The sequence below is a fragment of the Hyphomonas sp. genome, from assembly GCF_018402285.1.
Taxonomy (GTDB): domain Bacteria; phylum Pseudomonadota; class Alphaproteobacteria; order Caulobacterales; family Hyphomonadaceae; genus Hyphomonas.
Map to the genome: position 1 here is coordinate 128,894 of NZ_JAGYJH010000003.1, position 25,196 is coordinate 154,089.

Here is a 25,196-nt window from a genome sequence, read left to right on the forward strand (position 1 = left end):
GGCTTTTAGACTGCCTCATGGGCGATGAACAAGGTCGGCACATTCATCGCGCCGTTGCGGACTGTAAACACGCGGCTTCCAGGCTTGCGGCCCTTGCGGATCTCCGAAACGTCAAACCCGGCTCCGGTCAGACGGCGGCGCGCCGCTTCGATATCCACGACCGCCCAAGTGAGGCCCCATAAACGATCCGGCTTCGCGGTGTCTTCCGGGTCAGAAAGCCGCTTCGCAATCTCGATGGTCAGGCTGCCAGTGCGGAAGAAGATGAGGCGGACACCCCAGTCCGGATTGGTCCGGTCCATCGCCAGGCGCAGCCCGAGCTTGGCGCCATAGAAAGCAAGTGCCCGATCCGGCGCGGCCGTGTTGATGACTGCATGATCGAGCCCGGCAACCGCATCGGCGGCGGCAGGCTGGGGCGTGAGCACCCCTTCCCCCGGCTGGACAACAAAGACCTTTATCCCGCCCGCCTTGTCATCGGGAATTCGGAGGCCCTGCCAGTCGCGCAAGGCGCCTGTCTGAGCATGGGTGGACCTGCCCGCAGCAATCGCGCCAGGCGCCAGCCCGCGGCGCGTAAAGGTCTCATGATCGGCCGCCACGCTGTCGCTGCCAAAGGCAAGCGTCGTCAGGCCGGGGCCATCGGCCTCGATGATCGCGGCGAGGCGCTCGGCCAGCGGTCCCTCCCCTGCCGGGGCAAGAAGCTCCAGCGATGTATTGCCGAGGCGGAAGAGCGCAGCCGCCCCGCCACCTTCTACCCGCGCAAGCCAGTCTGCCGTGCGTCCAAGGAGTTTTTCGTACACTGCCGTCCCGGATTGGATCTCCGGGCAGACGAGCACCAGATGGTCGAGCCCTGTGATCACGCCGCTTTCACGCTGGCCTGCGGAAGGCAGTCCTGCGGCCCCTTGAAGCCTGAAAGGTCTTCCACCCGCGCCATCCATTTGCGGACATTGCCAAAGGCCTGAAGGTCGATCTGTGCCTGGCCCGCATAGCTGACGATGCCATAGATATCGATGTCAGCAATCGTGGCGCCGCTGCCGACCAGCCAGCTGCGCCCGGCCATAAGCCCGTCGAGTTCCTTCAGCGCCCCGAGCGCAGACTGCAGGTTTGCTGCTTCCACATCTGGCGGAAACTTGAAGAAGCCCAGCCTCACCGCGCGGGTCCGGTAGATACCCGTAGCCAGCGGGCCGGCGCCCCAGAACTGCCATTCGCGGGCCCGCAGGCCATCTGCGCGGTCCTTGCCACCGAACCGGCCTGTTTCATCTGCCAGATAGTCGAGGATGACCGAGGACTGGGAGAGGCAGATGTCCTGTTCGTGATCTTCCAGCACCGGGACCTGCCCATACCGGTTCTTGGCAAGGAACGCGTCGGCCTTGTGGGCGCCCGAACGAAGGTCGACATGCTCATAATCGTGCGGCGTGCTGGTCAGACGCAGCATCAGGCCGACCTTGTAGGTCGGTCCCGACGGCCACATTCCATGCAGTGTGTATCGGGTCATCGGTTTCCTCCAGTGATCTGTCAGGCGGAGGCACTTATCCACCAGCTCCTGGAGATTGGCGAGCCCTGCCGCTGCGAAGCCCCTGGGCCGGTCAAACCCCGTCGAAAAGGGCGGTCGAAAGGTAGCGCTCGGCAAAGCTCGCGAGGACAACGACAATGGTCTTGCCCACCATGTCCGGCCGTTTGCCGATTCGAACAGCGGCGGCAGCGGCGGCGCCGGACGAGATGCCGCCCGGGATACCTTCGGTCTTGGCGAGTTTGCGGGCCGTCTCGAACGCCTCATCGTTGGAGACCTTCACGATCTCGTCGATCAGGCTGGTATCGGCATTCCCCGGAACGAAGCCGGCGCCGATACCCTGGATCATGTGCGGGCCGGGCTGGCCACCGGACAGAACAGGCGAGGCTTCCGGCTCGATCGCAAACATTTTAAGGCTGGGCTTGCGCGGCTTCAGGACCCGGCCGAGGCCGGTGAAGGTGCCCCCGGTGCCGATGCCGGAAATGATGGCATCAACGCCGCCGGCGGTATCGGCCCAGATTTCCTCGGCAGTGGTCTTTTCATGGATCGCCGGGTTTGCCGGATTATCGAATTGGCTGGGGCTGACCGCGCCCTGAATTTCGGCAAGCAGTTCCTTAGCGCGCGCAATGGCGCCGCCCATGCCCTTCTCCTTGGGTGTCAGCACCAGCTCTGCGCCGAGGTAAGCCAGCATCTTGCGCCGCTCTATGGACATCGATTCCGGCATCGTGAGAATGAGGCGGTAGCCCTTGGCGGCAGCCACGAAGGCAAGGCCGATGCCGGTATTGCCCGAGGTCGGCTCGATCAGGACGCCGCCTGGCTTGAGCTTGCCCTCCGCCTCAAGACCGAGGACCATTGCAAGGCCGATCCGGTCCTTTACGCTGGCGAGCGGGTTGAAGAATTCGAGTTTGAAGAGGATGTCGGCGCTTACGCCTTCGGCGTTGGCGAACTTTTCGGCGCGCACCAGCGGCGTGGAGCCGACCGTTTCAAGGATCGAGCCATAGATCCGCCCGCGGGGGCCATCGAGCGTTACGTCGCCCTCAAGCTTGACTGTTCCGGCCATGACTTTCTCCCTTCAGATCTTTTCTGAAGGGAGAATATCGGACCCCACGGCCAGAATGGCAACCAAGGCAGCGTTTAGCAGACCTAAAGGACCTCAGCAGGTCGTGCAGCTGCCACCGACGGATTCCAAGAGGCGGGCGTCCTTGTCCATCGCCGGGTTGGCAGTTGTCAGCAGACGGTCGCCCACAAAGATCGAGTTGGCGCCTGCCAGGATGCAGAGCGCCTGGCCTTCAGGGCTCATGGTTTCGCGACCCGCCGAAAGGCGCACCCAGCTTTTCGGGAACACGATGCGGCAGACGGCAATGGCGCGGGCGAGCTCCAGCGTGTCGAGCTCTTCACTGTTTGCCAGCGGCGTGCCTTCGATCGGCACCAGCTTATTCACAGGTACGCTTTCCGGATGCGGGCTGAGCAGGGCAAGCTCATGGATCAGGCCGACCCGGTCAGAGCGCGACTCGCCCATGCCGAGGATGCCGCCGCAGCAGAGCTTGATGCCTGCCTGACGCGCGCGGCCAAGCGTTTCGATCCGGTCGTCAAAAGTCCGTGTCGTGACGACCTTGCTGTAATACTCGCGGGAAGTGTCGAGGTTGTGATTGTAATAGTCGAGGCCCGCTTCCTTCAGTGCTTCGGCCTGGCCCTCTTCGAGCATGCCGAGCGTGACGCAGGTTTCAAGGCCTTCGGCTTTCACCGCCGAGATCATCTCGGCCACTTTTGGCAGGTCGCGGTCTTTCAGCGAGCGCCAGGCGGCGCCCATGCAGAAACGGTCAGCGCCATTGGCCTTGGCGCGGCGGGCCGCATCGACCACCTCTTCAACCGGCATCAGCTTTTCAGCCTTGAGGCCTGTCTTGAAGCTTGCCGACTGGCTGCAATAGCCGCAGTTCTCTGCGCAACCGCCGGTCTTGATCGAGAGAAGTTGGGATTTCTGGACCTTTCCATCAGCCCAGTGCGCAGCCTTGACGGCAAGCGCGCGAGCGAACAGCTGGTCCAGCGGCAGGTCATAGAGCGCTGCGATCTCTTCGCGTGTCCAGTTCTGGCGGGGAGTAAGGTCTGCAGACGTCATGTACGCGTTTCCTGGTTCGTTGACGGATTATCCGAGCATGCCGTTGATGGCAGCCCGGGCGGCCAGCGCGGGGCTCATGAGATGGGTACGCCCACCCCTGCCCTGCCGGCCTTCAAAATTGCGGTTGGAGGTTGAGGCGCAGCGTTCGCCTGGCGAGAGAATGTCCGGGTTCATGCCAAGGCACATAGAGCAGCCCGGCTCACGCCATTCAAAGCCTGCTTCTATGAAGATGAGATCAAGTCCCTCGGCTTCGGCCTGCGCGCGGACGAGGCCGGACCCTGGCACCACCATGGCGCGCACGCCGGACGCGACCTTGTTGCCTTTGGCGACTTCCGCAGCCGCGCGCAGGTCTTCAATCCGGCTGTTGGTGCATGAGCCGATAAACACGCGCTGGACCGGTGTGCCCGCAATCGGCTTGCCGCCTTCAAGGCCCATATATTCCAGCGCGCGCTGGCACGCAGCGCGCTTGACCGGATCGGAAAAATCTTCCGGCTTCGGAATAAGGCCGGAGAGTGGAATGCCCTGCTCCGGGCTGGTGCCCCAGGTCACTGTCGGCTCGACCTCTTCACCCTTGATGCGCAGGATTGTGTCGAACACGGCGTCATCGTCCGAATAAAGCGTCCGCCAGTGTGTCTCGGCGAGCTCCCAGGCCCCGCCCTTGGGCGAGGACGGGCGGCCCTTCATATAATCAAACGTCACCTCATCCGGCGCGACAAGACCAGCGCGCGCCCCGCCTTCGATGGAGAGATTGCACAGCGTCATGCGCCCTTCCATGGAGAGGGCGCGGACGGCGTCTCCGCGATACTCGATCACATGACCAGTGCCGCCGGCCGTGCCGGTAATGGCGATGACATGCAGGGCGAGGTCTTTCGCCGTCACCCCGTCGCGCAGGCGGCCAGAGACCTCAACCGCCATATTCTTCATCTTGCGGGCGCGCAGGGTTTGCGTCGCCAGAACATGTTCGACTTCAGATGTGCCGATGCCGTGGGCCAGCGCGCCAAAGGCGCCATGGGTGGATGTGTGGCTGTCACCGCACACGATGGTCATGCCGGGCTGGGTGCGCCCCTGCTCCGGGCCGACGACGTGGACGATGCCGTTATTGATATCGCCCATCTGGAAGAACTGGATGCCGTATTCGGCGACATTGCGCGTCAGTGTTTCGAGCTGGTTCCTCGCTTCGGAGTCTTTGACGCCAGCAAGGCCGAGGGCCTGGTTTTCCGTGGGGGTGTTATGATCGGCGACGGCAAGCGTCAGCTCAGGGCGGCGCACCTTGCGTCCAGCCGCTTTCAGGCCAGCGAAGGCCTGCGGGGTCGTGACCTCATGAATGAGGTGGAGATCGATATAGAGGAGGCTCTCACCCGACTGCGCATCGGTGTGAACGACATGGGTGTCCCAGATCTTGTCGTAGAGCGTCTTTGCGGACATTTCGGCCTCTTGCTTTTGCGGCGCACAATAGCGCTGGCGCGCACATAGGGAAGCCTTGCCCATGCGAAAACGCCCTCCGCGGAGGGAGGGCGTTTACATGGCTGGTATGCCGGAAGGGGAAGCTTACGCTTCGCCGCCCTCTGCAGGAGCTTCAGCAGCAGCGGCCGCCTCGGCTGCAGCAGCTGCGTCAGCTTTTGCCTTGTCGGCGCGTGCCTGGGCAGCAACTTCCTTGCGGTTTGCCTTCTCGGCATCCTTCTGGCGGCGGCGCTCGGTTTTCGAGACGGTAATTTCCTGAGTCTCGATGCCGTGGCCCGTGGTACGTTCGGCGATACGGGCGCCTTTGCCCCGCAGGTCTCGCAGATAATAGAGTTTCGCGCGACGCACACGGCCCTTGCGGATCACTTCAACCGACTCGATCATCGGCGAAACCAGCGGGAATACCCGCTCCACACCTTCACCGAAGGAAATCTTGCGAACCGTGAAGCTCTCATTGATGCCACCGCCCGAGCGGGCAATGCAGACGCCCTCATAGCGCTGGACGCGCTCACGGTCGCCTTCCTTGATCTTCACGTTCACGGCGAGGGTGTCGCCGGGCGAGAATTGCGGGATTTTCTTGTCGCCAAGTACGCGCGCGATTTCAGCGGTCTCAAGCTCTTTAATCAGGTTCATCGCCAGTCTCCGGCGCAGTAGGGGTCGGGGTTTCGGAGTAAGCGGCGTATAAATCGGGGCGGCGATCAAAAGTCAACGCCTTTGAGCGGCTGATTCGCCACTCTTCTATCCGACCGTGGTCGCCAGACAGCAGAACCGGGGGGGTCTCACGCCCTTCCCACTCCCTGGGCAGAGTATAATGGGGATATTCGAGGAGGCCGTTCTCGAAGGATTCCCCTGCAATCGACGCAGAATTGCCCGCCACACCGGGGAGGAGACGAATCGCCGCCTCCAGCATGGCCATGGCCGCGACATCTCCGCCCGCCAGCACAAAATCACCGAGGGAAACTTCCTGCATGTCCCGCGCCTCTATGGCGCGTTCATCCAGTCCCTCAAACCTTCCGCAGAACAGGATGACACCCGGCCCGGCGGCCCATTGCCTTGCCATTTGCTGGTCAAACCGGCGTCCGCGCGGCGACAAATAGATGACAGGCCGTGCCAAACGGGTGGACCTTTCGGCCAAACCCGTACAACTACGGACAGAATCGACAGCCGCTGCGGCCACATCCGGACGCAAAACGAGCCCTGCACCGCCGCCGGCCGGTGTGTCATCGATCTTGCGATGCTTGCCCAGACCGAAGGTGCGCAGATCGACCGTTTCGAGATCCCAGATGCCTTCGGCCTGCGCGCGTCCTAGGATGGAGGCGCCGAGCGGACCCGGCCAGGCTTCCGGAATAAGGGTGATGGCAGTGGCCTTGAACATGGGCGGGGTTTAGCGCGGCCCGGGGGCCACGTCACCCACCCGCTGGTTCGACATCGGTTTCGGGCTTGCCCGCATTGAGCGGCACAGCGCCCCCTCCATTGCCGAACATCAGCTCGCGGCCTGCGAACATGCCGCCGGTGAGCTGGAGAGCGAAGCGTTCCTCGTCGCGGCGGCGGACTTCGTCGATGGCGTCGGTGATCGCGCCTTCGGGCTCCCCCAACCTGTCGAGGGCCGCATGGGCGAACTTGAGGGCGGATTCGAAGGTTTCGCGAACGGGATAGTCTGCCCCTGCCTTTACCAGCTCGAGGCCGTGGTCCCGGTCATAGGCGCGGGCGAGCAGGAGGGCGTTTGGAAATTCGTGGCGGACAAGCTCCACGATCTTGGTGGCGGCGGCCTGATCGTCGACGCAGACGAGCACCAGTGAGGCATGATGGGCCCCGGCAGCATGAAGAATGTCGAGCCGGGCGCCATCGCCGTACCACACCTTGAAGCCGAACTGCCCGGCGACACGGATCATCTCGGGATCATTGTCGATGGTTGCGATCGTGTAGCCGCGCGCGAGCAGCGGCTGGCTGACGACCTGGCCGAACCGGCCGAAGCCGATCAGGAGCGCGGTGCCGCGCACATCATGGGGGGTTTCGACGCCGGAGGCATCGACCTCGGCTTCGGGCATCAGACGGTCATGGATGATGACAAACAGCGGCGTCATCAGCATCGAGACGATGATGATGGCCGTGAGCATGGCGCTGCCTTCAGGCGTGATGATGCCGACCGCGAGCGCGGCGGCATAAAGGACGAAGGCAAACTCGCCGCCCTGCGTCATCAGGACCGTGCGTTCGACGGCTTCCCGGTGATTGGCCCTTAAAGCGCGGGCGACACCGTAGACGCCCGCCGCCTTGAGCAGGGTGAAGGCGACGACGCTGATGGTGATGATCTGCCAGTTGGCAACGACCACATTGAGATCAAGAGACATGCCGACGGCGAGAAAGAAGAGCCCGAGGAGGATGCCCCGGAAGGGTTCGATGTCAGCTTCCAGCTCATGCCGGTAGGAGGATTCCGACAGGAGCACGCCGGCGAGGAAAGCGCCCATGGCGGTGGAAAGGCCGCCGAGCTGCATCCACCAGGCCGCGCCCAGAACGAGCAGCAGGGAGGCAGCCGTCATCACTTCGCGCGCGCGGACGGCGGCAAGAATGCGGAAAGCCGGGTTGAGCAGGTAGCGCCCCGCCAGGACGAGGCCGAGAATGCAGCCAAGGGCGATTGCGACGCCCTGCAGGCGCTCCATGAGGGTGACGTCCCCGCCCCCGGGCGAGAGGAAAGCGACCAGCGCCAGCAGTGGCACAATAGCGAGATCTTCAAACAGCAGGATCGACACCATCTTCTGGCCGCGCGGCTTGGCAAGGTCGCCCCGTTCCTGAAGCATCTGCATGACGATGGCGGTCGAGGTGAGGACAAAGCCTGTGCCTGCGATCAGCGAGGTCTGGGCCGAGTAGCCGAGCGCGACCCCTACCCAGGAGAGGAGCAGCATGCAGACGCCGACCTGAACGAGGCCAAGCCCGAAAATGTCCTTGCGCATCGACCAGAGCCGCGAGGGCTGCATCTCCAGCCCGATGATGAACAAGAACATCACGACGCCGAGTTCAGCGATATGCAGGATGGATTCAGGCTCAGTGAATACGCCGAATCCGAAGGGGCCGATGACAAGGCCAGCGGCGAGGTATCCCAGCACCGAGCCAAAGCCGATCTTCTTGAACAGGGGCACCGCCAGCACGGCCGACCCCAGAAGGATGACGATCGGGGCAAGGTCGAGCGCGTGAGACGCGTGCGATTCTGCGGCCATCGGGTTCCCCTGCGGTGAGCATTACGCACACTCTTAGAAAGTTTACCCGCTTTCGCAAACCCGCACCTTCTCCGGCAGGCGGCGTCAGCGCTCGGCGGCTGACACGGCCCCCGAAATGCGGTTAAGAGGCTAACCATACAACAAGGCCCTCCCCATGAGCCCAGCGCCTCAGCTTTCCGTCCTGATCCCCTTCTTCAATGAAGCCGGCAACATCCATCCGGTGATCGAAGAGGTGCGCACGACGCTTGCCGGCATCGATTTCGAGATTGTCTGCGTCAATGACGCCTCGGGCGACGCAACCGGGGCTGAACTGGCCGAGGTGAAGGCGAAATATCCTGATCTGATCACCGTGCTCACGCATCTGCAGCGGCGGGGAAAATCAGCCGCGCTGTTCACCGGCCTCAAATCGGTGCACGGGCAATGGGTGCAGCTGCTGGACGGGGACGGGCAGAATGACCCGGCCGACACCGCGCGCCTCTGGAACGAAATCATTGCGCCCGGCGCCCCGGCGCGGCTCGGCATCATTGCGGGCAAGCGCAACAGCCGGAACGATTCCGGCTTCAAATGGGTCCAATCGCGCATCGCCAATGGCGTGCGCCGGTTCGTGCTGCAAGATGCCGCGAAGGATACAGGCTGTGGCTGGAAACTGATCCGGACAGCTGCGTTCCGGGACCTGCCCTATTTTGCGTCCATGCACAGGTTCTTCCCGGCCCTGATCAAACGGGCCGGATGGGACGTGCGCGAGGAACTGGTGAACGACCGCCCCCGCCTCGCCGGGCAATCCAAATACGGATTCCTCGGACGCCTTGGCGCGGGGATATTCGACCTGATCGGCATGTTCTGGCTGATCCGGCGCGGCGGCTATGGCATCGCCGCCGAGTGGAATGATGCGCGCGCGGACTGACCCTTGAGGATCAGTCCTGGCTGCTGCCCGGACGCCGGCCACCGCGGCCGCCGCCTTCGCCGCCGCCCCTGCCCCGGCCGCCTTCGACGCGGGGCGCTGGAGCTGGACGGGCAACCGCCGTCTGAGGCGCTGCCGCTGGCGGAGGCGTGTAGGATGGCGCCGACGCGCCGCGCCCACCACCGCCATCACCGCCGCCGCCACGGCGTCCGGAGTCTCCGCCGCCACGCCAGCTGTCGCCGCCGCTCCCACCGCGCGGAATGTCCGCCGCAGGCGGCGCGCCGCCCGGGCCGCCGAGCAACCTGCCTTCGCCGCGCCGTCCACGGCCATCGCCGCGCGGGCTGTCACCGATGGAACGGTCGATCGAGGGCGGCGTACGGGGCGGCGTTGTCACGGCGGGGGGGCTGGAGGGAACCGTACCGAAGCCGGAGCGGCCTTCGCCGCGCTCCCGGCCGCCACGGCCGCCTTCACCCCTTGATCTGTCACGGTCACCGCCGCGCCAGTCCCGGCTGCCCCTGTCGCGGCCGGAATCGGCCGGAGGGGTTGCTATTGTTGCGTCACTGACCGGGCTGCCGCGCCACTCGCCGCGGCCGCCGCCTTCGCCGCGGCGCGGATCTCTTGGAATGGAGCTGTCGCCGGTTACAGGAAGACGGGTGCGATCCGTGCGCGGACCATCGCCGCCGCGCCGGTCGCGGTCGCCCGCGCCCCAGGCCCGGTCACGGTCGTCCGTGCGGTCACGCGGGGAGATGGCGGCGTCACGGCCACTCCCGCCCCGTCCCGGACGCCCATCGCCGGGGTCGCGGTCTCTATCCCGGTTCCAGTCGCGATCACGATCACGGTCCCAACCGCCATCACCCCGGCCCCGGCCACGATCATCATCGCGACCGCGCCAATCGGGCTTCTGCCGCCAGTCATCGCGGTGACCCCGGCGTTCCCAGTGCTTGTGGCTCTTGCCCCAATGCTTCTTCCAGTAGGTGTTGATAACGACCGGACGCGGATGAACGCGGTAGGTATAGGAGACATAGCGCGGGCCGCCATAGGGGCGCCAGGCGAAGCCGTAGGGGTCGTAACCCCAGCGGGGGTCGTAATATCCAAAGCGCCAGTAGTCGGGCGAATAACCGTAGTGCTGGACACTCAGACGGACGGAGCTGGAGTATCCGTAATTCCAGGTGTCATAGCCATAGGCTTCGTTGTGGGCGTAGCGGATGTAGCCATGGTCGTCGCGCGTAAACATGAGGCCGTGCTGGGCCTCGGTGTATTCAAAGATCGGACGGATGGAGGAGATGCGGCCTTTGAGACCGAACCAGGCGAGGTCTGCCACATCCTCGCGGACGAAGACGCAGCGGCCGGTGAAGTTTACGTGCTCGCAGAGCTCCCACTGGCCGGCGAGGACGGCGACGGAGCGCGCGCGGTCGTTGAAGGCAAGATCGTGCATGGAGACGAAGGGGTCGAACGCCTCGCGGACATCGCCGTAGAAGTTTTCCGAGGTGAAGAGAGCGATGGCAGCCGGGGGCTGGCCATCATCATAGTAGGCCTCCTGGGCGAAAGCCGGGGCTCCGGCCGCTGCCGGAAGGGTGAGGGCTAGCGCAAAGCGCCGGATCGAGACCCGCATGAGGGCTCCTTTCGTCCATTACACCCTCAGAATGACACGCGCCACCTGAACGGCCCGCAACAAACTGCAATTTGCGTGCAGAAAGCGCGCCGGCTCAGGCGTCGTCGTCGGGATTCGCCCAGAGGGAGAGTTCCGGAATAACGATGCGCCGGGCGGCCATGTCGATGACGGGCACGTCGGCGCGGGTGAGCGGAACATAGACCGTGGCCGGGGCGCCTGGGATCTCGATCTCGAGGAGATCATCGGAGCCGAAATTCTGCACCGCGCGGACGCGGCCCTCGGGCGCGTCGCCGACTGTAAAGACGGGCATGCCGACCAGGTCCTCGATATAGAACTCGTCTTCCTCGGCTTCCGGGAGGCGGTCGCGGGCGACGTGAAGGAGGCAGCCGCGCAGGGCGTCCCAGTCTTCCTTCTGCAGGTTTTCCTTCGGGCGGACGATGAAATGGTCCTTGCCCGGCCGCGCGGTGATCGGCGTGAGCAGCACCTTGCCGGCTTCATCCGTGAGGGGTCCATATTTAAAGAGGGCGTCCGGATCGGCGGTGAAACTCTTCACCCGGACCTCGCCGCGAACACCATGGGCGCCCTTCAGGACGCCCATGGGAATTAGTCGTTGTGTCTTGGTGTCTGCGCTCATGGCGCGCTTGTTAGCGGCAAACGACGTCGGAGAGAACAGGGCCGGGCGCTTTGTAAGCAGCTTCATAAAAGCCCATACTCTGGCAGAAGCGGGTGGCGGCGCCCGAGCCGTCATTGATGCGGCGGCCATTATAGGTGGGCGCGGGGAAGAACACCGACTGCTCACCCTCAAATCCGCTGCGCGTATCGCGGATCGGAGCCGGGGCCGGCACTACCGGGCGGCGCCAGGGGCCTTCACGGCGCACATTATAGCGGCGGAAGGAGGTGATCTTGTCGTTGAGGCCGATAGCGGCGAGGTTGCCGGTGGAAGCGTCCAGCAGTTCGCACTGGCCGCGATAGTCGGCGTCCTCGCACACGAGCCAGGTGCCGCGATTGACCATCACCGAGCTGGCCGTGTCGTTGAACCGAAATTTAGAGAAGTTCGCCTCGCCCTCGTCAAAGCCAAGGAAAGGGCCGGAAAAATTTCCGTCGGCGAAGAAAGCGATATCATAGCTGCGCGGGCCTTTGTCATAGGGAACGCGCTTGGCCGAGGATATGGCGCCGGAAAGTCCGATTTCGCCGAGATTACGCACTGTCCGGTCGATGTATTCGCACTGGCCGCGATAGTTGCCATCCGAGCAGACAAGCCAGACGCCCCCGCGCACCTCGATGCTGCGGGCATGGTCGTTGAACCGGATGGTGTTGAAATTGGGCTGGTCGCCGGTGAGCTCGACGGCGGCGCCGCGCAGGTTCGTATCCGAATAGAGCGTGATGCCCGCCGGACCCGATGGCAGATCCGGGCGCCCGCCGCCGCGCTGGGCGAGGGCAACCGGGCTGAGAGCGGCAGCCGCAAGGCCAGCAGCCAGGAGCAGGCGGGAGAAAGCGGGGGTGAACATGAGCTGCGCTCCTTTCAATCTTCGGAGGCCCGTCTGCCATGACCGGTCTGAACAGTGTGTGCAGCCACTGTTGGCCGTTGTTCAGATTGAAGATTTTTGGACCCCGACATGAAAAGACCGGCGCCTCATGGAGACGCCGGCCGTTTCAGGAGAGGCCTTCAGAAGCCTTTAAAACTCAACCTTCACTGGTTTCCTCGGCCGGGGCAGCAGCCGCCTCAGCGGCGGCAGCTTCCTTGGCAGCGGCCTTATCAGCGCGCTCTTTCGCGCGTTCCTGGGCTTTCTTGCCGGGCTCGGCTTTCTTCGGGTTGTTGCCATGGGTCCAGTTAGTGACCGGCTTGCCGTTGACTTCGACTTTCGAGAGGAAGCGGGCGACGCGGTCGGTGGGCTGGGCGCCTTTCTTGATCCATTCGGCAGCTTTTTCAGCGTCGACCTTCACGCGCTCGCCGGAGTCTTTGGCAAGGCGCGGATCATAGGTGCCGATTTTCTCGATGAAACGGCCGTCGCGCGGGGCGCGGGCGTCAGCAATGACGATCGAGTAGAAGGGGCGTTTTTTCGAGCCGCCGCGGGCGAGCCGGATTTTGAGTGACATGGGGATCTCCTGTAAGTCTTGTCTCTCGAGGGTTTTGTTTACTCGGCCTCCTGGCCGCGAATCTGCTCATGGTGGCGGATGACTTCCGCCACGATGAAATTGAGAAATTTCTCGGCAAAGGCCGGGTCAAGCCCGGATTCCCTTGCAAGATGGCGCAGGCGCTCGATCTGCTCTGCCTCGCGGGATTTGTCCGCAGGCGGCATATTGTGCAGCGCTTTCAGCTTGCCGACCTGCTGGGTCAGCTTGAAACGCTCGGCAAGCGTATGGATGAGGATCGAGTCCATATTGTCGATGGACGCGCGAAGCTGGCCGAGCTGGAACTGGGCGAGGGTCTGATCGGGGTTGGTCATTTCTTCTTGGTTCCCCCTGGAAGGCCGGGAAGCCCGCTGCCGGGCAGGCCAGGAAGGCCATTGCCGCTGAGGCCGGGCAGACCGCCAGGAGGCAGCGCCCCGCTGCCCATCTTGGCAAGGTCCGCCTGGGAAATGCCCGCCTGCTGCGCCATGCCGAGCAAGTTTTTCATGCCGCCCTTGCTGCGCATCTTCTTCATCATGGTGGCCATCTGAAGATGCATCTTGAGCACCTTGTTGACGTCCGACACATCCACCCCTGCCCCAGCAGCAATGCGCTTGCGGCGCGAGGCGTTGAGGAGGGCAGGCTTGCGGCGCTCTTCGCGCGTCATGGAGGAAATAATCGCCTCCTGACGTTTCAGGACACGGTCATCGACATTGGCGTTCGCCATGGCTTCCTTGGCTTTGCGTACGCCGGGCATCATGCCCATGATGCCGCCAATGCCGCCCATGCGCTGCATCTGGCGCAATTGCTCGGCCAGGTCTTCAAGGTCGAACTCACCCTTCTTGAGCTTGGCCGCCATGCGTTCGGCCTTTTCGGCATCGAACTGTTCGGCGGCTTTCTCAACCAGGCTGACAATATCGCCCTGGCCAAGGATGCGGCCAGCGACACGTTTGGCGTCGAAGGCATCAAGGCCATCGAGCTTTTCGCCGACACCAAGGAATTTGATCGGCAGGCCGGTGACCGCGCGCATGGAGAGCGCGGCGCCGCCGCGGCCATCGCCATCCATCCGTGTAAGGACAAGTCCGGTGAGCGGCAGGCGCTCATGGAAGCGGCGGGCAGTTTCCACTGCGTCCTGACCGGTGAGCGCGTCGGCCACGAGGAGAACTTCGGAAGGATTGGCAATCGCAGCGATCTCGGCCGCCTCGGCCATCATCTGTTCGTCAATCGACGTGCGGCCGGCGGTGTCGAGGAAGAGGACATCATAACCGCCGATCTTGGCGGCCTGCAGCGCGCGGCGGGCAATGTCAGCGGGCAACTGGCCCGGAATGATCGGCAGGGAGCTGACGGTTTCGCCGGCCTGCCCCGCAAGGATCGCAAGCTGCTCCATCGCCGCCGGGCGGCGCACGTCGAGCGAGGCGAGCAGGACCTTCTTCTTGCCGCGATCAGCAAGACGTTTGGCAATCTTGCCGGTGGTGGTGGTTTTGCCCGAGCCCTGAAGGCCCGCCATCATGACGACGGCGGGAGGCGTATCAACGCGGAGGTGGTTTTCCTCCTCGTCCGAACCCAGCATGTCGACCAGAGCATCATAGACGATCTTGATGACCTGCTGGCCGGGCCGGACCGAGCGGATGACTTCCTCACCGACAGCGCGAACGCGCACTTTTTCGACAAAATCCTTGACGACGGGGAGCGCGACGTCGGCCTCGAGCAGGGCCACGCGGATTTCACGCAAGGCTTCCCCGACATCCTTGTCGGACAAGGCGCCGCGGCCGGTGAGGCCGTCGAAGATACTGCCAAGACGTTCGCTCAGGGCGTCGAACATGCCGCTACTCCTCTTTTCGGCAAAAAACACGAAAGCCCCGCTGAGCGAGACATCGCCGGGCGGGGGGCCCCGCTAGCCTCCCGTTCCCATATATAGGAACTTGTGCCGGTCAGGGCGCGCTTCTGAGTTTGCGCGAAATGTGGGCGGCCTAAAGCACGGGGCTATCCACAGGTCAAGCCTGAGCGGCCGCCAGGGCGTCCACATGCTGGTGCAGGCTGTCGATCGTGCGGTCGATTTCCTGGCCAATCAGCGAGAACGCGGCCACATCGGCCCAGAGGCCATTGGCCGTGCGCATATAGTGGCGCAGCACCCCTTCCCGCGCCGCGCCGAACCGCTCAACCGCCGCGATGGCATCCTGATTGGCCACATTTACCAGAAACTCTATCCTCTGGAACCGGCAGTCACGGGCCCGCTGCATCAGCGCAAGCGAGGTGGCAGCAGATTCCAGCCCCCCGCGCAAATCCTCAGGATGCCACCGGTAACCAATCCGCAGGCGCCGGTGGAGGCGAACAATGTTCATGAAGGTTACCACGCCGCAGAACATTCCGTCCGACAGGCGCGTGATGGCGAAGGGCACCATCCGGCCTTCGCGGGCTTCCTGCAGGGTCTGGTCGAAATAGGCGTTGAAGCTGGTGCCTGTGTCCATCAGCGGCATCCAGTTCCACATCGCTTCGATGGCGCCGGAAGTCGCAAGGATTTCCCGGTGCACCTCGTTCACACGGTCGAGGCGCACGTTTGCCACCTCTAAACCGGGCGCATCGAGCTTCATTGACAGATTATGCCACAGGTGGGACGCCCCGGCAAAAGAAAGGACCGGCCAGCAAAGCCGGCCGATCCTCATATCTGCGGGAGCGGCGCAGTGGCCGCCGCCGTTATTCTTCAGCCGGTTTCGGGAATAGCTGACGGGAGAGATAGGTATATTCGAGGGCGGAGCGCTTGGCGCGCGCCGTCTGGTCAGCGGCGGCTGCATGGCCACCGTCCATGTTCTCGAAATAGTAAAAGGGCAGGCCCGCCTCCTCGAAGCGCTTGGCCATCTTGCGGGCATGGCCCGGATGGACCCGGTCATCCTTCGTCGAGGTGACGAAGAAGGGCGTGGGATAGGGCTTGGACGCATCGAAGTTCTGGTAGGGCGAGATGGTCTCGAGGAAGGCGCGCTCTTCCGGCACATCGGGTGATCCGTATTCATCGACCCAGGAGGCGCCTGCCAGGAGCAGGTGGTAGCGCAGCATATCGAGCAGGGGCACCTGCACCACGACCGCGTTCCAGAGATCCGGGCGCTGGTTGAGCATGACGCCCATCAGGAGGCCGCCATTGGAGCCGCCCATGATGCCGAGATGCTCGGGCGAAGTGATACCGCGGGACACAAGGTCTTCGCCGACGGCGATGAAGTCATCATAGATTACCTGGCGCTTCTGCTTCAGGCCCGCCTGGTGCCAGTTGGGGCCGAACTCGCCCCCGCCCCGGATGTTGGCCAGGACATACGCTCCGCCCTGTTCCAGCCAGAGCCGGCCGGTGACCGGGCTGTAAGTCGGGCCGTAGGAAACCTGGAAACCACCATAGCCGTAGAGGAGCGTTGGGGTTGATCCGTCCAGCGGCATGTCGGCCTTGTGGACGATGAAGTAGGGCACCTTCGTGCCGTCTTTCGAGGTGGCGAAGAACTGCTCGACCTTGAGGCCTTCGGCATCGAACTTGGCCGGAAGGGATTTGAGGCGCGTCACGTCGCCCGTCGTCACATCATAATTGAGGAGCGAATCCGGGGTAAGGAAGTCCTCATAGTTCAGGAAAACGGTTGTTTCCTGGCTGTCAGAAAAGGTAATGCCGACCTGGCCGGTGCCGGGCAGATTGACCGGGCTCGTCGTCCATCCGGCCTCGGACGGTTCGATGCGGAGCACCTTGCCGGCGACATTTTCATTGATCGAGAGAAGCGCGGCGCCCTTGGCGATGGCAACGCCATTGACCGCCTGGGTTTCCGATGGGCGGAAGGCAAGCGTGAGCGGTGGCAGGGTGCGGTTTTCAAGGAACATCTCGAGGTCAAACGCCAGCAGGTCGCCGGCCTTGAATGAGCCCTGGCCTTCAGGCGACCAGTCCTGCTCGGTGGTGAAGAGGAACTGGCCCTTGTAGATGCCGTTCATGGAAACCTTCGGCGGCAGCGGCCACTGCACTGCTTCGGTTTCACCTTCCGGGAACCAGAAGTATTTCGAGGTGAAGAAAGTCTCCGCCTGGACGGCGCCCTGCAGGACGCGGCCATCTTCAAGGCGGACCGCCATTGGCCAGACGCCGACATCGGTTTCTTTGCCGCGGATAAGTTCTTCGGCCTGCCCAACCGGTGTACCGCGCTGCCAGCGTTTGACGATGAAAGGATAGCCCGATTGGGTGAGCGTGCCTGCGCCCCAGTCGGTGGCGATCAGCAGGGTGTCCGTGCCGGCCCAGGCGAGGCCCTGCTTGGCTTCAGTGGTGACGAAGCCGCCATCGACGAAGGATTTGGTGGCGAGGCTGAACTCACGGATGATGACCGCGTCCTTGCCGCCATCTGAAAGGGACACGAGACAGCGCCACTCACTGCCTTCGTCCGGGCGGCGGCAGTCGGCGCCCTTGTAGACCCAGTTGGCGCCTTCCTCGGCAGCCAGCTTGTCGACATCGAGGATGGTTTCCCATTCGGGGACGTCGGCCGCGTAGCCGGCGAGCGGGGTGCGGCGCCAGAGGCCGCGGACATGTGTCTCATCCTGCCAGAAATTATAGACATAACCGTCGCGTACTGCGCCGTATGGAATACGTTCTGACGAGTTCAGGACTTCCAGCGCGCTTGATTCATAGGCGCTGTAGCGGGGGTCGGCCTGAAGTTCGGCGAGGGTGCGATCATTCTGAGCGGTCACCCAGGCAAGTGCGGCTTCGCCTTCGACTTCCTCCAGCCAGAGATGGGACGCTTCATCCAACGCAGTGGTTTTGGTATCGGCGGGCGTGTCGGGGGGCAAATTCGTCTCCGGTGGGGTGCCTGTCGCGCAGGCTGTGATAAGCAGGGCACTCAGCGACGCAAAAAGAGTGCGCATCTTGTCTCCAGTAAAGGTTTCAGGGGAAGGGTGAGTGGCCGGATAAAAGTTTCTCCCATGCGCGAGGAAACCAGAACGTTGATCCCTGCCAGAATCAATGCGCGCAATGACGCACCGTTCAGCTGCCGGTCGCTTCGGCGGCGGGCAATCGTTCAAGCACAATCTGCTCCACAATTAGGGCGCGAGACTTGTCCGGCACAAGAGGGCGGAAAGCGATATAGTCGACGCCCTGCTCACCCTGGAGCGGGGGCACGTCATACTCGAAGCTCACCTCGGAAAAGCCCGGCTGCAGATTGAGCACCTGCCAACCTGAATCCCCTGCCCGGCCGGTCGAGTAATTCAGCTCCACCTGTTCGGCGCCGCGGGTGTCAGCCGGGCGCACACGCGCCGTTACCCGGATGCGGCGGCCGGCAAACTGCGCCTCGATATCCGGCGCCAGCCGGAAATGCGGGCCCAGTTCCGGCGACGCTGCCAGCGCGTCCAGATCGGCTTCGACATAAAGATAGTAGGTCCGCTCGTCCCGGATCAGCTGGACCCGCGCGTCTCCGCCCGAGATGGCCTTGTTGAGATAGGGGCCCGCGATCTCGATCCGGTCGTAATTGAGCCCGTCCCCGGCGACAGCGCCATCGGGTAGACGGCCAATGCCTGGCTGGATCGCCAGGAAGACCATCATCACGGTCAAGAGCACCGCAAGGGGAAAGAAATACTTGTCGCGCATCGGCGCTCCTGCGTTGCCTGCCCGGCGCTGGCCAATCTGTCAGGCTCCTGTTAGCAGGTGGACCCGTAGATTGGCGAGCCAATTGCAGCGGACGAAACCGCAGGAGGCAAGGACGAATGTCGGTATTGGCCCTTCAGCGGCGCGCCCGGGAAGCCAGGCTCTGGCTGCTCGACAGCTGTTTCCCGCTCTGGGCTGCTCACGGCGTAAACGCCTCGGGCCTCTTTCCCGAAGCCCTGACCATGTCGCTGGACGAGGCGCCCTCTGACACAACCCGCGTGCGGGTGCAGGCACGGCAGACTTATGTCTTTGCCGAAGCCTGGCGCCTCGGATGGAAACGCGACACGGCCGCCCGGCTGGTGACCGCCGGGGTCGCGACCCTCGCCGGGCCAGCTCTAAATCAACAGGGGCTGGCCGGACGACTGCTCTCCACCGAAACGGGCAACCTCGCCGAACCGGTCTTCGATCTTTACGATACGGCTTTCACCCTGCTCGGTCTGTCTGAAGCCGCCCGTGGCCCCGGCCCGGCCGAACCGGCGCTGGCGACAGCGGGTGCCATTCTGGCAGCCCTCGACCGGGCGGCGCGCGATAGCATTCATGGCGGCTATGCCGAGACGCTTCCCCGGCCCGCTCAGCGGCAACAGAACCCCCACATGCACCTCCTGGAAGCCTGCCTTGCGCTGCATGCAGTCCAGCCCGGCGGCGGGCATATGGCGCGGGCGCAGGAATTGGTGGCGCTGTTCGAGACCCGGTTCACGGCCGGTGAAAACGGTTTGCTCGGCGAGTTCTTTGCGCCCGACTGGTCGCCCCTGCCCGGGGACGCAGGGCGCATCGTCGAGCCTGGCCACCAGTTTGAATGGGTATGGCTTCTGCATGCCTATGCGCGCCTGCGCGGAGAGCCGGTCTCTCCGGCCGCTCAACGGCTTTATACCTTTGCCCTGACGACGCTGGATGTAGACGGGCGCGCGATCCAGTCTGCCGCCCGGGGCGGCGCGCCGATCGATGCCTCGCGCCGGACATGGCCGCAGACAGAGGCGCTCAAAGCCCATCTGGCAATGTATGAAACCCGCCGGGACGAGCGCTTCGCCGAAGCCGCCTGCCGCAGCTTTGACGTGCTGATGGACGAATACCTGACCGAAGACGGCGGCTGGATCGATCATTTCGGCGCCGATGGCGCGGTGCTTTCGGGCAACATGCCCGCCTCTACGGGCTATCATGTGGTTCTCGCCTTTGCAGAGCTGATCCGCGTGATGAACGCTTGAAATTGCCGGGATTTGCGGGGAAGAGAGCCCAACACCCGATCAGCCGGGCCCGGCTGACCCAAACTGAGGAATGCCATGACCAAGCTCGCCCTGATCCGGCACGGCCAGTCCGCCTGGAACCTTGAAAACCGCTTCACCGGCTGGTGGGACGCTGACCTGACTGAGAAAGGTGAAGCCGAAGCCCGAAAGGCCGGGCAGATGCTCGCCGCGGTCGACGCTGATTTCCGCGTTGGCTTCACCAGCGTCCAGACCCGCGCCATTCGCACGCTCTGGCTTGCGCTGACCGAAATGAGGCGCGCCTGGTTGCCGGTCGAAAAGGACTGGCACCTCAATGAGCGCCACTATGGCGGCCTCACCGGGCTCGACAAGGCAGAGACGGCGGCAAAGCATGGCGAGGAGCAGGTGCGTGTCTGGCGGCGCAGCTATGACATCCCGCCTCCGCCACTTGAAGTTGGCAGCACCTATGACCTATCAAACGACACGCGCTATCGCGGCATCGATATTCCGGACACGGAAAGCCTGAAGACGACGCTTGAGCGTGTGCTGCCCTATTGGGAACAGCGGATTGCGCCGGAACTGATCGCGGGCAAGGACACGCTGATCGCCGCCCATGGCAACTCGCTGCGCGCGCTGGTAAAGCATCTTTTCAGAGTGCCCGACGAAAAGATCACGGGCGTGGAGATCCCGACCGGCAATCCACTGCTGATCGAGCTCGACCATAATCTCAAGCCGGTCTCCGTGCGCTATCTCGACGAGAGTCGGTCCCAGCCGCTTCCCGACCTGCCGTGAGCAAACGCCGTGACCGCCGGATGATGGGACGGGCTTTCCAGCTCGCCCGGCTCAATCAGGGCCTCACCGGGGAGAATCCTTCTGTCGGCTGTATCCTTCTGGATGCGGATGGTCATGTTGTTGGCGCCGGAGTGACCGGCATCGGCGGGCGCCCGCATGCCGAGGAAGTTGCGCTGGAAGAGGCCGCCAGAAAGGCGAAAGGAGGAACGGCCTATGTGACCCTCGAGCCCTGCCGGGAACGCACGAGCGGCGCGCAGTCCTGTTCCAGCAAGCTCGTTAACGCCGGGATCGCACGTGTGGTGGTCGCGATTGAAGACCCCCACCCTACGGCGCGCGACGGGCTCGCCGTGCTGCGCGCGGCCGGCGTGCGCGTGGAGACCGGTCTCGGCCAGCGCATGGGCGCGCGGCTCTATCGCTGGTTTTTCGCCGCCGGCAGCAAGCACTGAGCGGGGCCTCTGGCGCGTCCAGCAGCGTCGTCGTGTTGCAGCCGGGCTGCAGCGGCAGCGGCAAACTGTGCTTGGCAGCGGGGAATGAACTGCCTAGAGAGGCCCCATGCTTCCAGAGAGATTTTTCTGATGGCCGTTTACAGGCTTTTCGGCGCGGACACCTCGCCCTATTCGTTCAAGGTGCGCGCCGCGCTGCACTACAAGGGCCTCGACTTTGAATGGGTTGCGCGCTGCGCGGCCAATGAGGCCGAGTTCCGTGACCTTGCCCGGACACAGACCGTCCCGCTTCTGGTTTCGCCCGAAGGCAAGGTGAACCAGGATTCCACGCAGATCCTGGCGATCCTCGACAAGGCGCATCCCGAGCCTGCTATCCAGCCGGAAAACGGCGCGCTCGCAGCCCTCTCGCTGATCCTTGAGGATTATGCCGACGAGTGGCTGAACAAGGCGATGTTCCAGCAGCGCTGGGGCCAGATGCCCGACCGGGACGCGGCCTCCATCCGCGTGCTGGTGCAGATCAATGGCGGCAAGCGGCCCCGCGCCTACAAGACACCGGCCAAGCAGATTGCCGAGCGGATGCTGGCGCGGCTGCCGCTGGTTGGCGCCGAGGCAGACAATGCGCCGACGCTGGAAGCCTCCTATCGCCGGTTTGCGCTGCGCCTGAACGAGCATCTTAAAGAGCACCTGTTCGTGTTTGGCGGCCGTCCGTCGGCGGCGGACTTTGCGTTGGCTGCGCAGTTCCAGCAGATGCTGACCGATCCGACCCCGGCGGCCTGGCTGAACGACCGCGCGCCCTTCCTTGTGGCGTGGTGCGAGAACATGGCCGACCCCAAGGCGGGCGGGCCGTTTGCGGCGCTGGATGCGCTGGCGCCGACACTGGCGCCGCTGTTCACAACCGAGATTGCGCGCACCTTCCTGCCCTGGGCGAACGCCAACGCCGCGAGCGCGTCGCGCCAGAAGCACCGGTTTTCGGTGACCCTGGACAATGGCGTGTTCGAGCAGTCGACGCAGAATTATGCGGCCCGTTCGTTCCAGAAGCTACGCGACAAGGTTCGCGGCGCAGCCGATGCTGAAGGCCTGACCGGCTTTATGGAAGAGGCAGGCGTCGCTGATTTCTTTGCCGAGCCGAAGTCAAAGGAAAAGACCCCCGCGGCCTGAGGCTGCAGGGGCCTTCGTTCCGTCGCCTAACGGCAAACGCACTAAAGCTGGCTTAAGCTGCGTTGTCTGTGGCGGACTTCTTGCCGATCAGTTTCGGACCCTTTGTCTGGGGGCCGGTGCCGATTTCAATCTTGCGGGCTTTCTTCTCTTCGGGAATTTCGCGGATGAGGTCGATGCGCAGCACCCCATGCTCCAGATTTGCCCCGGTCACGAGAACGTGATCGGCCAGCTGGAAGCGCCGGATGAAGCTGCGCTGGGCAATGCCGCGATGAAGGAAATTGCGGCCATCGCCATCCTCGGATTCGCCTTTCTTGCCGGCGACCGTGAGGAGGCCTTCCTTGGTTTCGATCTCGATGTCGGCCTCGGTAAACCCGGCGACGGCGATCTCGATGGCGAAGGCGTTTTCGTCGACACGCTCGATATTATAGGGGGGATAGCCCTGCGTCCCGTCGAGGCGGGACGCCTGATCGATCATGCCGGCGAGACGGTCAAAGCCGACCATGGTCCGATAAAGGGGGGTAAGATCGATATTGCTCATTTGGACAGTCCTCTCAAAAGCAACTGTGGTTGGAGTTTTTCGGAAGGGAAGCGAGACCCCAGCCCGGTCGTGTGGCGCTGGCACTTCTTCCGGCCCCGGCCCGCTTGGTGGCACCGTGACAAAACCTATTTGGGTAGCGTAGGAGGGGTATCAAGTACCCTGGGATGGAGACATATGATGAGACACCTGATGCTGATGGCCGCTTCGGCCCTGATCCTTGCCGCCTGCGCGCAGGAGACCCCTGCCCCCGCCGCGGCTCCTGCTGACGCCGCAACGGAAGCGGCCGCAACCGAGGCCGCGCCCGCGGTCACCCTGGCCGATATAGTCAATGCCGACCTGCGCTCGGCCGAGGAAAAAGCCCGCGACGCCTGGCGCAATCCGGCCGAAACGCTGGAATTCTTCGGCATCGAGGCCAATGACAAGGTGGTCGAGATCTGGCCGGGCGGCGGCTGGTACACCAACATCCTCGCCCCCTGGCTCGCCTCGGGCGGCGGCACGCTGGTGGCAGCGGGTTTTGACCCGGCCTCGGTGGAAGACCCCGAGCGGCGTGCTCAGGTGGAAGGCCGGATCCAGGAATTCAAGAATTCCTATGCTGACCCGCGCTTCGGAACCATTGAATATTCAGCGTTTTCTGCCGTTTCCGGTCCGTTGACCGAGGCTGGCACGGCTGACGCGGTGCTCACCTTCCGCAACATCCATAACTGGATGTCGGGCGGCTACACTGAAAAATTCTTCACCGACGCCTATGCCGCGCTCAAGCCCGGCGGCGTGCTCGGCGTGGTGGAACACCGCCTGCCGTCCACAGCCATGCAGGACCCGACCGCCGCCAGCGGCTATGTGCATGAGGACTTCGTGAAGGGCCTCGCCGTGGCGGCCGGGTTTGAATTCGTGGAAGCCAGCGAAGTGAACGCCAACCCGGCTGACACCGCCGACCACCCCTTCGGCGTGTGGACCCTGCCGCCCAACAGTGCGACTTCGGCCCGCGACGGAACGACTATCGAAGGCTTTGACGCGGCCAAATACGCTGCCATCGGCGAGAGCGACCGGATGACCCTGAAATTTCGCAAGCCGGAATAAAGGCCCCTTCCCGCGACCCGTCAAAAGCCCGCCCGGACTCCCGCGGCGGGCTTTTTTCTTTGGGGGATAAGCGCTGCGAAAACTCCACCAGGGCCCCAAAAGCCCAATCTGCCAGAAACAGGCTTTAGACTATACCGACCGGCTGGTATATTTATCTTCAAGAGGCAAGGCTGCCATGGCCCGCACGGCAAATCCGCAGAGCCGCGACAATCTCATGTAGGCTGCTTTCAGGCTGGTCCGGGAGAACAGCTTAAGCGCGACGAGTGTGGACGAGATCTGCGCTTCGGCAGGGGTTTCCAAGGGGGCGTTCTTTCATCACTGCAGGAGCAAGGAAGAGCGGGCGGTAGCGGCGGCCGATCAGCTTGAAGCGCTGGCAAAGTCTCTGTAAGGGCGCCAGGAGCCTTCAGGAGCCCTGCACTATGCGTATACTGTTTGCGACCCGGATCGAAGAATTGCCGATTGGCGCCCCTGCCCTGCGCGAGGGGCTGGAGCGGTGTACCTGGTCGCTGGCAGCCGACGACGCGGCGGGGAACGCTTGGTGCGAGGCGGAGGGCTATGACGGGTATACCTCGTATGCCTCGCTCGACGACCTGCCCCAGCGCTTTCCCGAATTCGCCGAACTGAAGAAGCATCTCGACAAGGCAGCTGGGAAATTTGCCAAGGACCATCACTGGGACATGGAGGGGCTTTCCCTCAGCCTGGACGCGATCTGGGTGAACATCCTGGGCGAAGGGGGACACCATTCGGGGCACATACATCCCGGTAGTGTGATCTCGGGCACTTATTATGTAGCGGTTCCGGAAGGGTCGGGCCGCATCAAGTTTGAGGACCCGCGCCTTCCCATGATGATGGCAGCGCCGCAACTGCTGGCGGACGCGCCGGAGGAGGCACGGCGGTTTGTTTATTTGCAGCCACGCGAGGACCACTGCCTGCTCTGGGAAAGCTGGTTGCGGCATGAGGTGATGCCCAGCCAGACCGAGGAGGCGCGCATCTCGGTGAGCTTCAATTACGCCCTTAAGCGGACGGGCTGATTTTTACGCCTTGACTAATTCTATATTTCAACAACTATTGGAAATATGGAATTGAAAACCGCTCTCTCTCAATCGGCTGCATTGTCGCAACTCTCGGCGCTGGCCCAGGAAAACCGGCTGGCGCTGTTCCGGCTACTGATCAAGGCCGGGCCTGACGGTCTGCCCGCCGGGGAGATTGCCGCCGCGCTCGGTGTGCCGCCCAATACGCTTTCGGCGCAGCTGACGCTGCTCTCGAATGCCGGCCTTATCGAGGGCACGCGGCAGGGCCGCTCCATCATCTACAAAGCCCAGTATGAGGCCATCAGCAGACTGATCGTGTTCCTGATGGAGGATTGCTGCCAGGGACGCAGCGAGATCTGCGCGCCTGTGCTCGAGGCGGCGCAGTCGCGCTGCTGCTGA

The 25,196-nt window shown here is 63.6% G+C and carries 28 protein-coding genes; 9 read left to right on the top strand and 19 right to left on the bottom strand.

Translation table 11 applies throughout. From position 1 onward, the window contains the following. Positions 1 to 5 precede the first annotated feature (5 nt). The 8 genes from KG722_RS03015 to KG722_RS03050 form a co-directional block, all read right to left on the bottom strand. Positions 6 to 854: a VOC family protein gene (locus tag KG722_RS03015; protein WP_213269345.1), complete on the bottom strand. Its 849-nt coding sequence runs from the start codon at positions 852 to 854 to the stop codon at positions 6 to 8. Next, a complete protein-coding gene (locus tag KG722_RS03020; RefSeq protein WP_213269347.1) occupies positions 851 to 1,489 on the bottom strand; it encodes a glutathione S-transferase family protein in 639 nt (212 codons plus the stop codon). Before KG722_RS03020 ends, KG722_RS03015 begins: the two co-directional genes overlap by 4 nt. A gap of 91 nt (positions 1,490 to 1,580) precedes the next feature. Continuing rightward, positions 1,581 to 2,564: a cysteine synthase A gene (gene cysK / locus KG722_RS03025; protein WP_300998203.1), complete on the bottom strand. Its 984-nt coding sequence runs from the start codon at positions 2,562 to 2,564 to the stop codon at positions 1,581 to 1,583. A 93-nt stretch (positions 2,565 to 2,657) separates the two neighbouring features. Next, complete coding sequence (bioB, locus tag KG722_RS03030; RefSeq protein ID WP_213269348.1) at positions 2,658 to 3,620, bottom strand: biotin synthase BioB; 963 nt, start codon at positions 3,618 to 3,620, stop codon at positions 2,658 to 2,660. Between the two features lie 27 nt (positions 3,621 to 3,647). Further along, positions 3,648 to 5,045, bottom strand: coding sequence for a 3-isopropylmalate dehydratase large subunit (leuC, locus tag KG722_RS03035; RefSeq protein WP_213269351.1), 1,398 nt, complete (start codon positions 5,043 to 5,045; stop codon positions 3,648 to 3,650). 123 nt (positions 5,046 to 5,168) lie between these two features. Beyond that, positions 5,169 to 5,714 (bottom strand): 50S ribosomal protein L19, encoded by a 546-nt coding sequence (rplS, locus tag KG722_RS15350; RefSeq protein WP_213269353.1) that lies wholly within the window; start codon positions 5,712 to 5,714, stop codon positions 5,169 to 5,171. Further along, complete coding sequence (gene trmD, locus KG722_RS03045) at positions 5,701 to 6,456, bottom strand: tRNA (guanosine(37)-N1)-methyltransferase TrmD (RefSeq protein WP_213269355.1); 756 nt, start codon at positions 6,454 to 6,456, stop codon at positions 5,701 to 5,703. The genes rplS and trmD overlap by 14 nt, the downstream gene beginning before the upstream one ends. A gap of 31 nt (positions 6,457 to 6,487) precedes the next feature. Beyond that, positions 6,488 to 8,293 (bottom strand): monovalent cation:proton antiporter-2 (CPA2) family protein, encoded by a 1,806-nt coding sequence (locus KG722_RS03050; protein WP_213269357.1) that lies wholly within the window; start codon positions 8,291 to 8,293, stop codon positions 6,488 to 6,490. A gap of 154 nt (positions 8,294 to 8,447) precedes the next feature. Here KG722_RS03050 and KG722_RS03055 point away from each other — a divergent pair, with 154 nt between their 5' ends. Continuing rightward, on the top strand, positions 8,448 to 9,197 hold the full coding sequence (locus KG722_RS03055; protein ID WP_213269358.1) for a glycosyltransferase family 2 protein: 750 nt from the start codon (positions 8,448 to 8,450) through the stop codon (positions 9,195 to 9,197). Between the two features lie 10 nt (positions 9,198 to 9,207). On the opposite strand, the gene KG722_RS03060 is transcribed toward KG722_RS03055, so the two are convergent. The 9 genes from KG722_RS03060 to KG722_RS03100 all read right to left on the bottom strand — a co-directional run bounded on the left by KG722_RS03060 (position 9,208) and on the right by KG722_RS03100 (position 18,502). Beyond that, on the bottom strand, positions 9,208 to 10,806 hold the full coding sequence (locus KG722_RS03060; RefSeq protein WP_213269359.1) for a beta/gamma crystallin-related protein: 1,599 nt from the start codon (positions 10,804 to 10,806) through the stop codon (positions 9,208 to 9,210). A 94-nt stretch (positions 10,807 to 10,900) separates the two neighbouring features. After that, entirely contained in the window at positions 10,901 to 11,440 is a 540-nt protein-coding gene (rimM, locus tag KG722_RS03065; RefSeq protein WP_213269360.1) for a ribosome maturation factor RimM, read from the bottom strand. Between the two features lie 10 nt (positions 11,441 to 11,450). Then, a complete protein-coding gene (locus KG722_RS03070) occupies positions 11,451 to 12,314 on the bottom strand; it encodes a beta/gamma crystallin-related protein (RefSeq protein ID WP_213269361.1) in 864 nt (287 codons plus the stop codon). Between the two features lie 175 nt (positions 12,315 to 12,489). Further along, positions 12,490 to 12,903, bottom strand: coding sequence for a 30S ribosomal protein S16 (gene rpsP, locus KG722_RS15355; RefSeq protein WP_213269362.1), 414 nt, complete (start codon positions 12,901 to 12,903; stop codon positions 12,490 to 12,492). A 38-nt stretch (positions 12,904 to 12,941) separates the two neighbouring features. Next, entirely contained in the window at positions 12,942 to 13,253 is a 312-nt protein-coding gene (locus tag KG722_RS03080; protein ID WP_213269363.1) for a chorismate mutase, read from the bottom strand. Further along, positions 13,250 to 14,737, bottom strand: coding sequence for a signal recognition particle protein (gene ffh, locus KG722_RS03085; protein WP_213269365.1), 1,488 nt, complete (start codon positions 14,735 to 14,737; stop codon positions 13,250 to 13,252). The genes KG722_RS03080 and ffh overlap by 4 nt, the downstream gene beginning before the upstream one ends. Positions 14,738 to 14,909: 172 nt before the next feature. Beyond that, positions 14,910 to 15,506 carry a GNAT family protein gene (locus KG722_RS03090; protein ID WP_213269366.1) on the bottom strand — a complete coding sequence of 199 codons (597 nt, stop codon included), beginning with the start codon at positions 15,504 to 15,506 and terminating at the stop codon, positions 14,910 to 14,912. A gap of 103 nt (positions 15,507 to 15,609) precedes the next feature. Next, positions 15,610 to 17,709: a prolyl oligopeptidase family serine peptidase gene (locus tag KG722_RS03095; RefSeq protein WP_300998204.1), complete on the bottom strand. Its 2,100-nt coding sequence runs from the start codon at positions 17,707 to 17,709 to the stop codon at positions 15,610 to 15,612. 193 nt (positions 17,710 to 17,902) lie between these two features. Then, positions 17,903 to 18,502 carry a hypothetical protein gene (locus tag KG722_RS03100; RefSeq protein WP_213269368.1) on the bottom strand — a complete coding sequence of 200 codons (600 nt, stop codon included), beginning with the start codon at positions 18,500 to 18,502 and terminating at the stop codon, positions 17,903 to 17,905. A gap of 116 nt (positions 18,503 to 18,618) precedes the next feature. Here KG722_RS03100 and KG722_RS03105 point away from each other — a divergent pair, with 116 nt between their 5' ends. The 4 genes from KG722_RS03105 (at position 18,619) to KG722_RS03120 (ending at position 22,151) form a co-directional block, all read left to right on the top strand. Then, complete coding sequence (locus tag KG722_RS03105) at positions 18,619 to 19,761, top strand: AGE family epimerase/isomerase (protein WP_213269369.1); 1,143 nt, start codon at positions 18,619 to 18,621, stop codon at positions 19,759 to 19,761. Positions 19,762 to 19,836: 75 nt separating this feature from the next. Next, entirely contained in the window at positions 19,837 to 20,550 is a 714-nt protein-coding gene (gene gpmA / locus KG722_RS03110) for a 2,3-diphosphoglycerate-dependent phosphoglycerate mutase (protein WP_213269370.1), read from the top strand. Then, positions 20,547 to 20,996, top strand: a complete 450-nt coding sequence (locus KG722_RS03115) for a riboflavin biosynthesis protein RibD (protein WP_366909972.1) — start codon at positions 20,547 to 20,549, stop codon at positions 20,994 to 20,996. The genes gpmA and KG722_RS03115 overlap by 4 nt, the downstream gene beginning before the upstream one ends. Positions 20,997 to 21,125: 129 nt before the next feature. After that, entirely contained in the window at positions 21,126 to 22,151 is a 1,026-nt protein-coding gene (locus tag KG722_RS03120) for a glutathione S-transferase family protein (protein WP_213269371.1), read from the top strand. 52 nt (positions 22,152 to 22,203) lie between these two features. Here the strand turns inward: KG722_RS03120 and KG722_RS03125 are convergent, their stop codons facing one another. Then, positions 22,204 to 22,689 carry an Hsp20 family protein gene (locus KG722_RS03125; RefSeq protein WP_213269372.1) on the bottom strand — a complete coding sequence of 162 codons (486 nt, stop codon included), beginning with the start codon at positions 22,687 to 22,689 and terminating at the stop codon, positions 22,204 to 22,206. 174 nt (positions 22,690 to 22,863) lie between these two features. Between KG722_RS03125 and KG722_RS03130 the strand changes: the two genes are divergently transcribed. Beyond that, a complete protein-coding gene (locus tag KG722_RS03130) occupies positions 22,864 to 23,766 on the top strand; it encodes a hypothetical protein (protein ID WP_300998205.1) in 903 nt (300 codons plus the stop codon). A 129-nt stretch (positions 23,767 to 23,895) separates the two neighbouring features. Here the strand turns inward: KG722_RS03130 and KG722_RS03135 are convergent, their stop codons facing one another. Beyond that, positions 23,896 to 24,066, bottom strand: a complete 171-nt coding sequence (locus tag KG722_RS03135) for a hypothetical protein (protein WP_213269373.1) — start codon at positions 24,064 to 24,066, stop codon at positions 23,896 to 23,898. On the opposite strand from KG722_RS03135, the gene KG722_RS15360 reads away from it, so the two are divergent. From KG722_RS15360 to KG722_RS03150, 3 genes are read left to right on the top strand one after another with little or no spacing between them, the layout of a single operon-like run. After that, on the top strand, positions 24,032 to 24,154 hold the full coding sequence (locus KG722_RS15360; RefSeq protein ID WP_366909974.1) for a TetR family transcriptional regulator: 123 nt from the start codon (positions 24,032 to 24,034) through the stop codon (positions 24,152 to 24,154). The two genes, KG722_RS03135 and KG722_RS15360, sit on opposite strands and share 35 nt — an antisense overlap. A 31-nt stretch (positions 24,155 to 24,185) precedes the next feature. Continuing rightward, on the top strand, positions 24,186 to 24,797 hold the full coding sequence (locus tag KG722_RS03145) for a 2OG-Fe(II) oxygenase family protein (RefSeq protein WP_213269375.1): 612 nt from the start codon (positions 24,186 to 24,188) through the stop codon (positions 24,795 to 24,797). A gap of 45 nt (positions 24,798 to 24,842) precedes the next feature. Next, on the top strand, positions 24,843 to 25,196 hold the full coding sequence (locus tag KG722_RS03150; protein ID WP_213269377.1) for a metalloregulator ArsR/SmtB family transcription factor: 354 nt from the start codon (positions 24,843 to 24,845) through the stop codon (positions 25,194 to 25,196).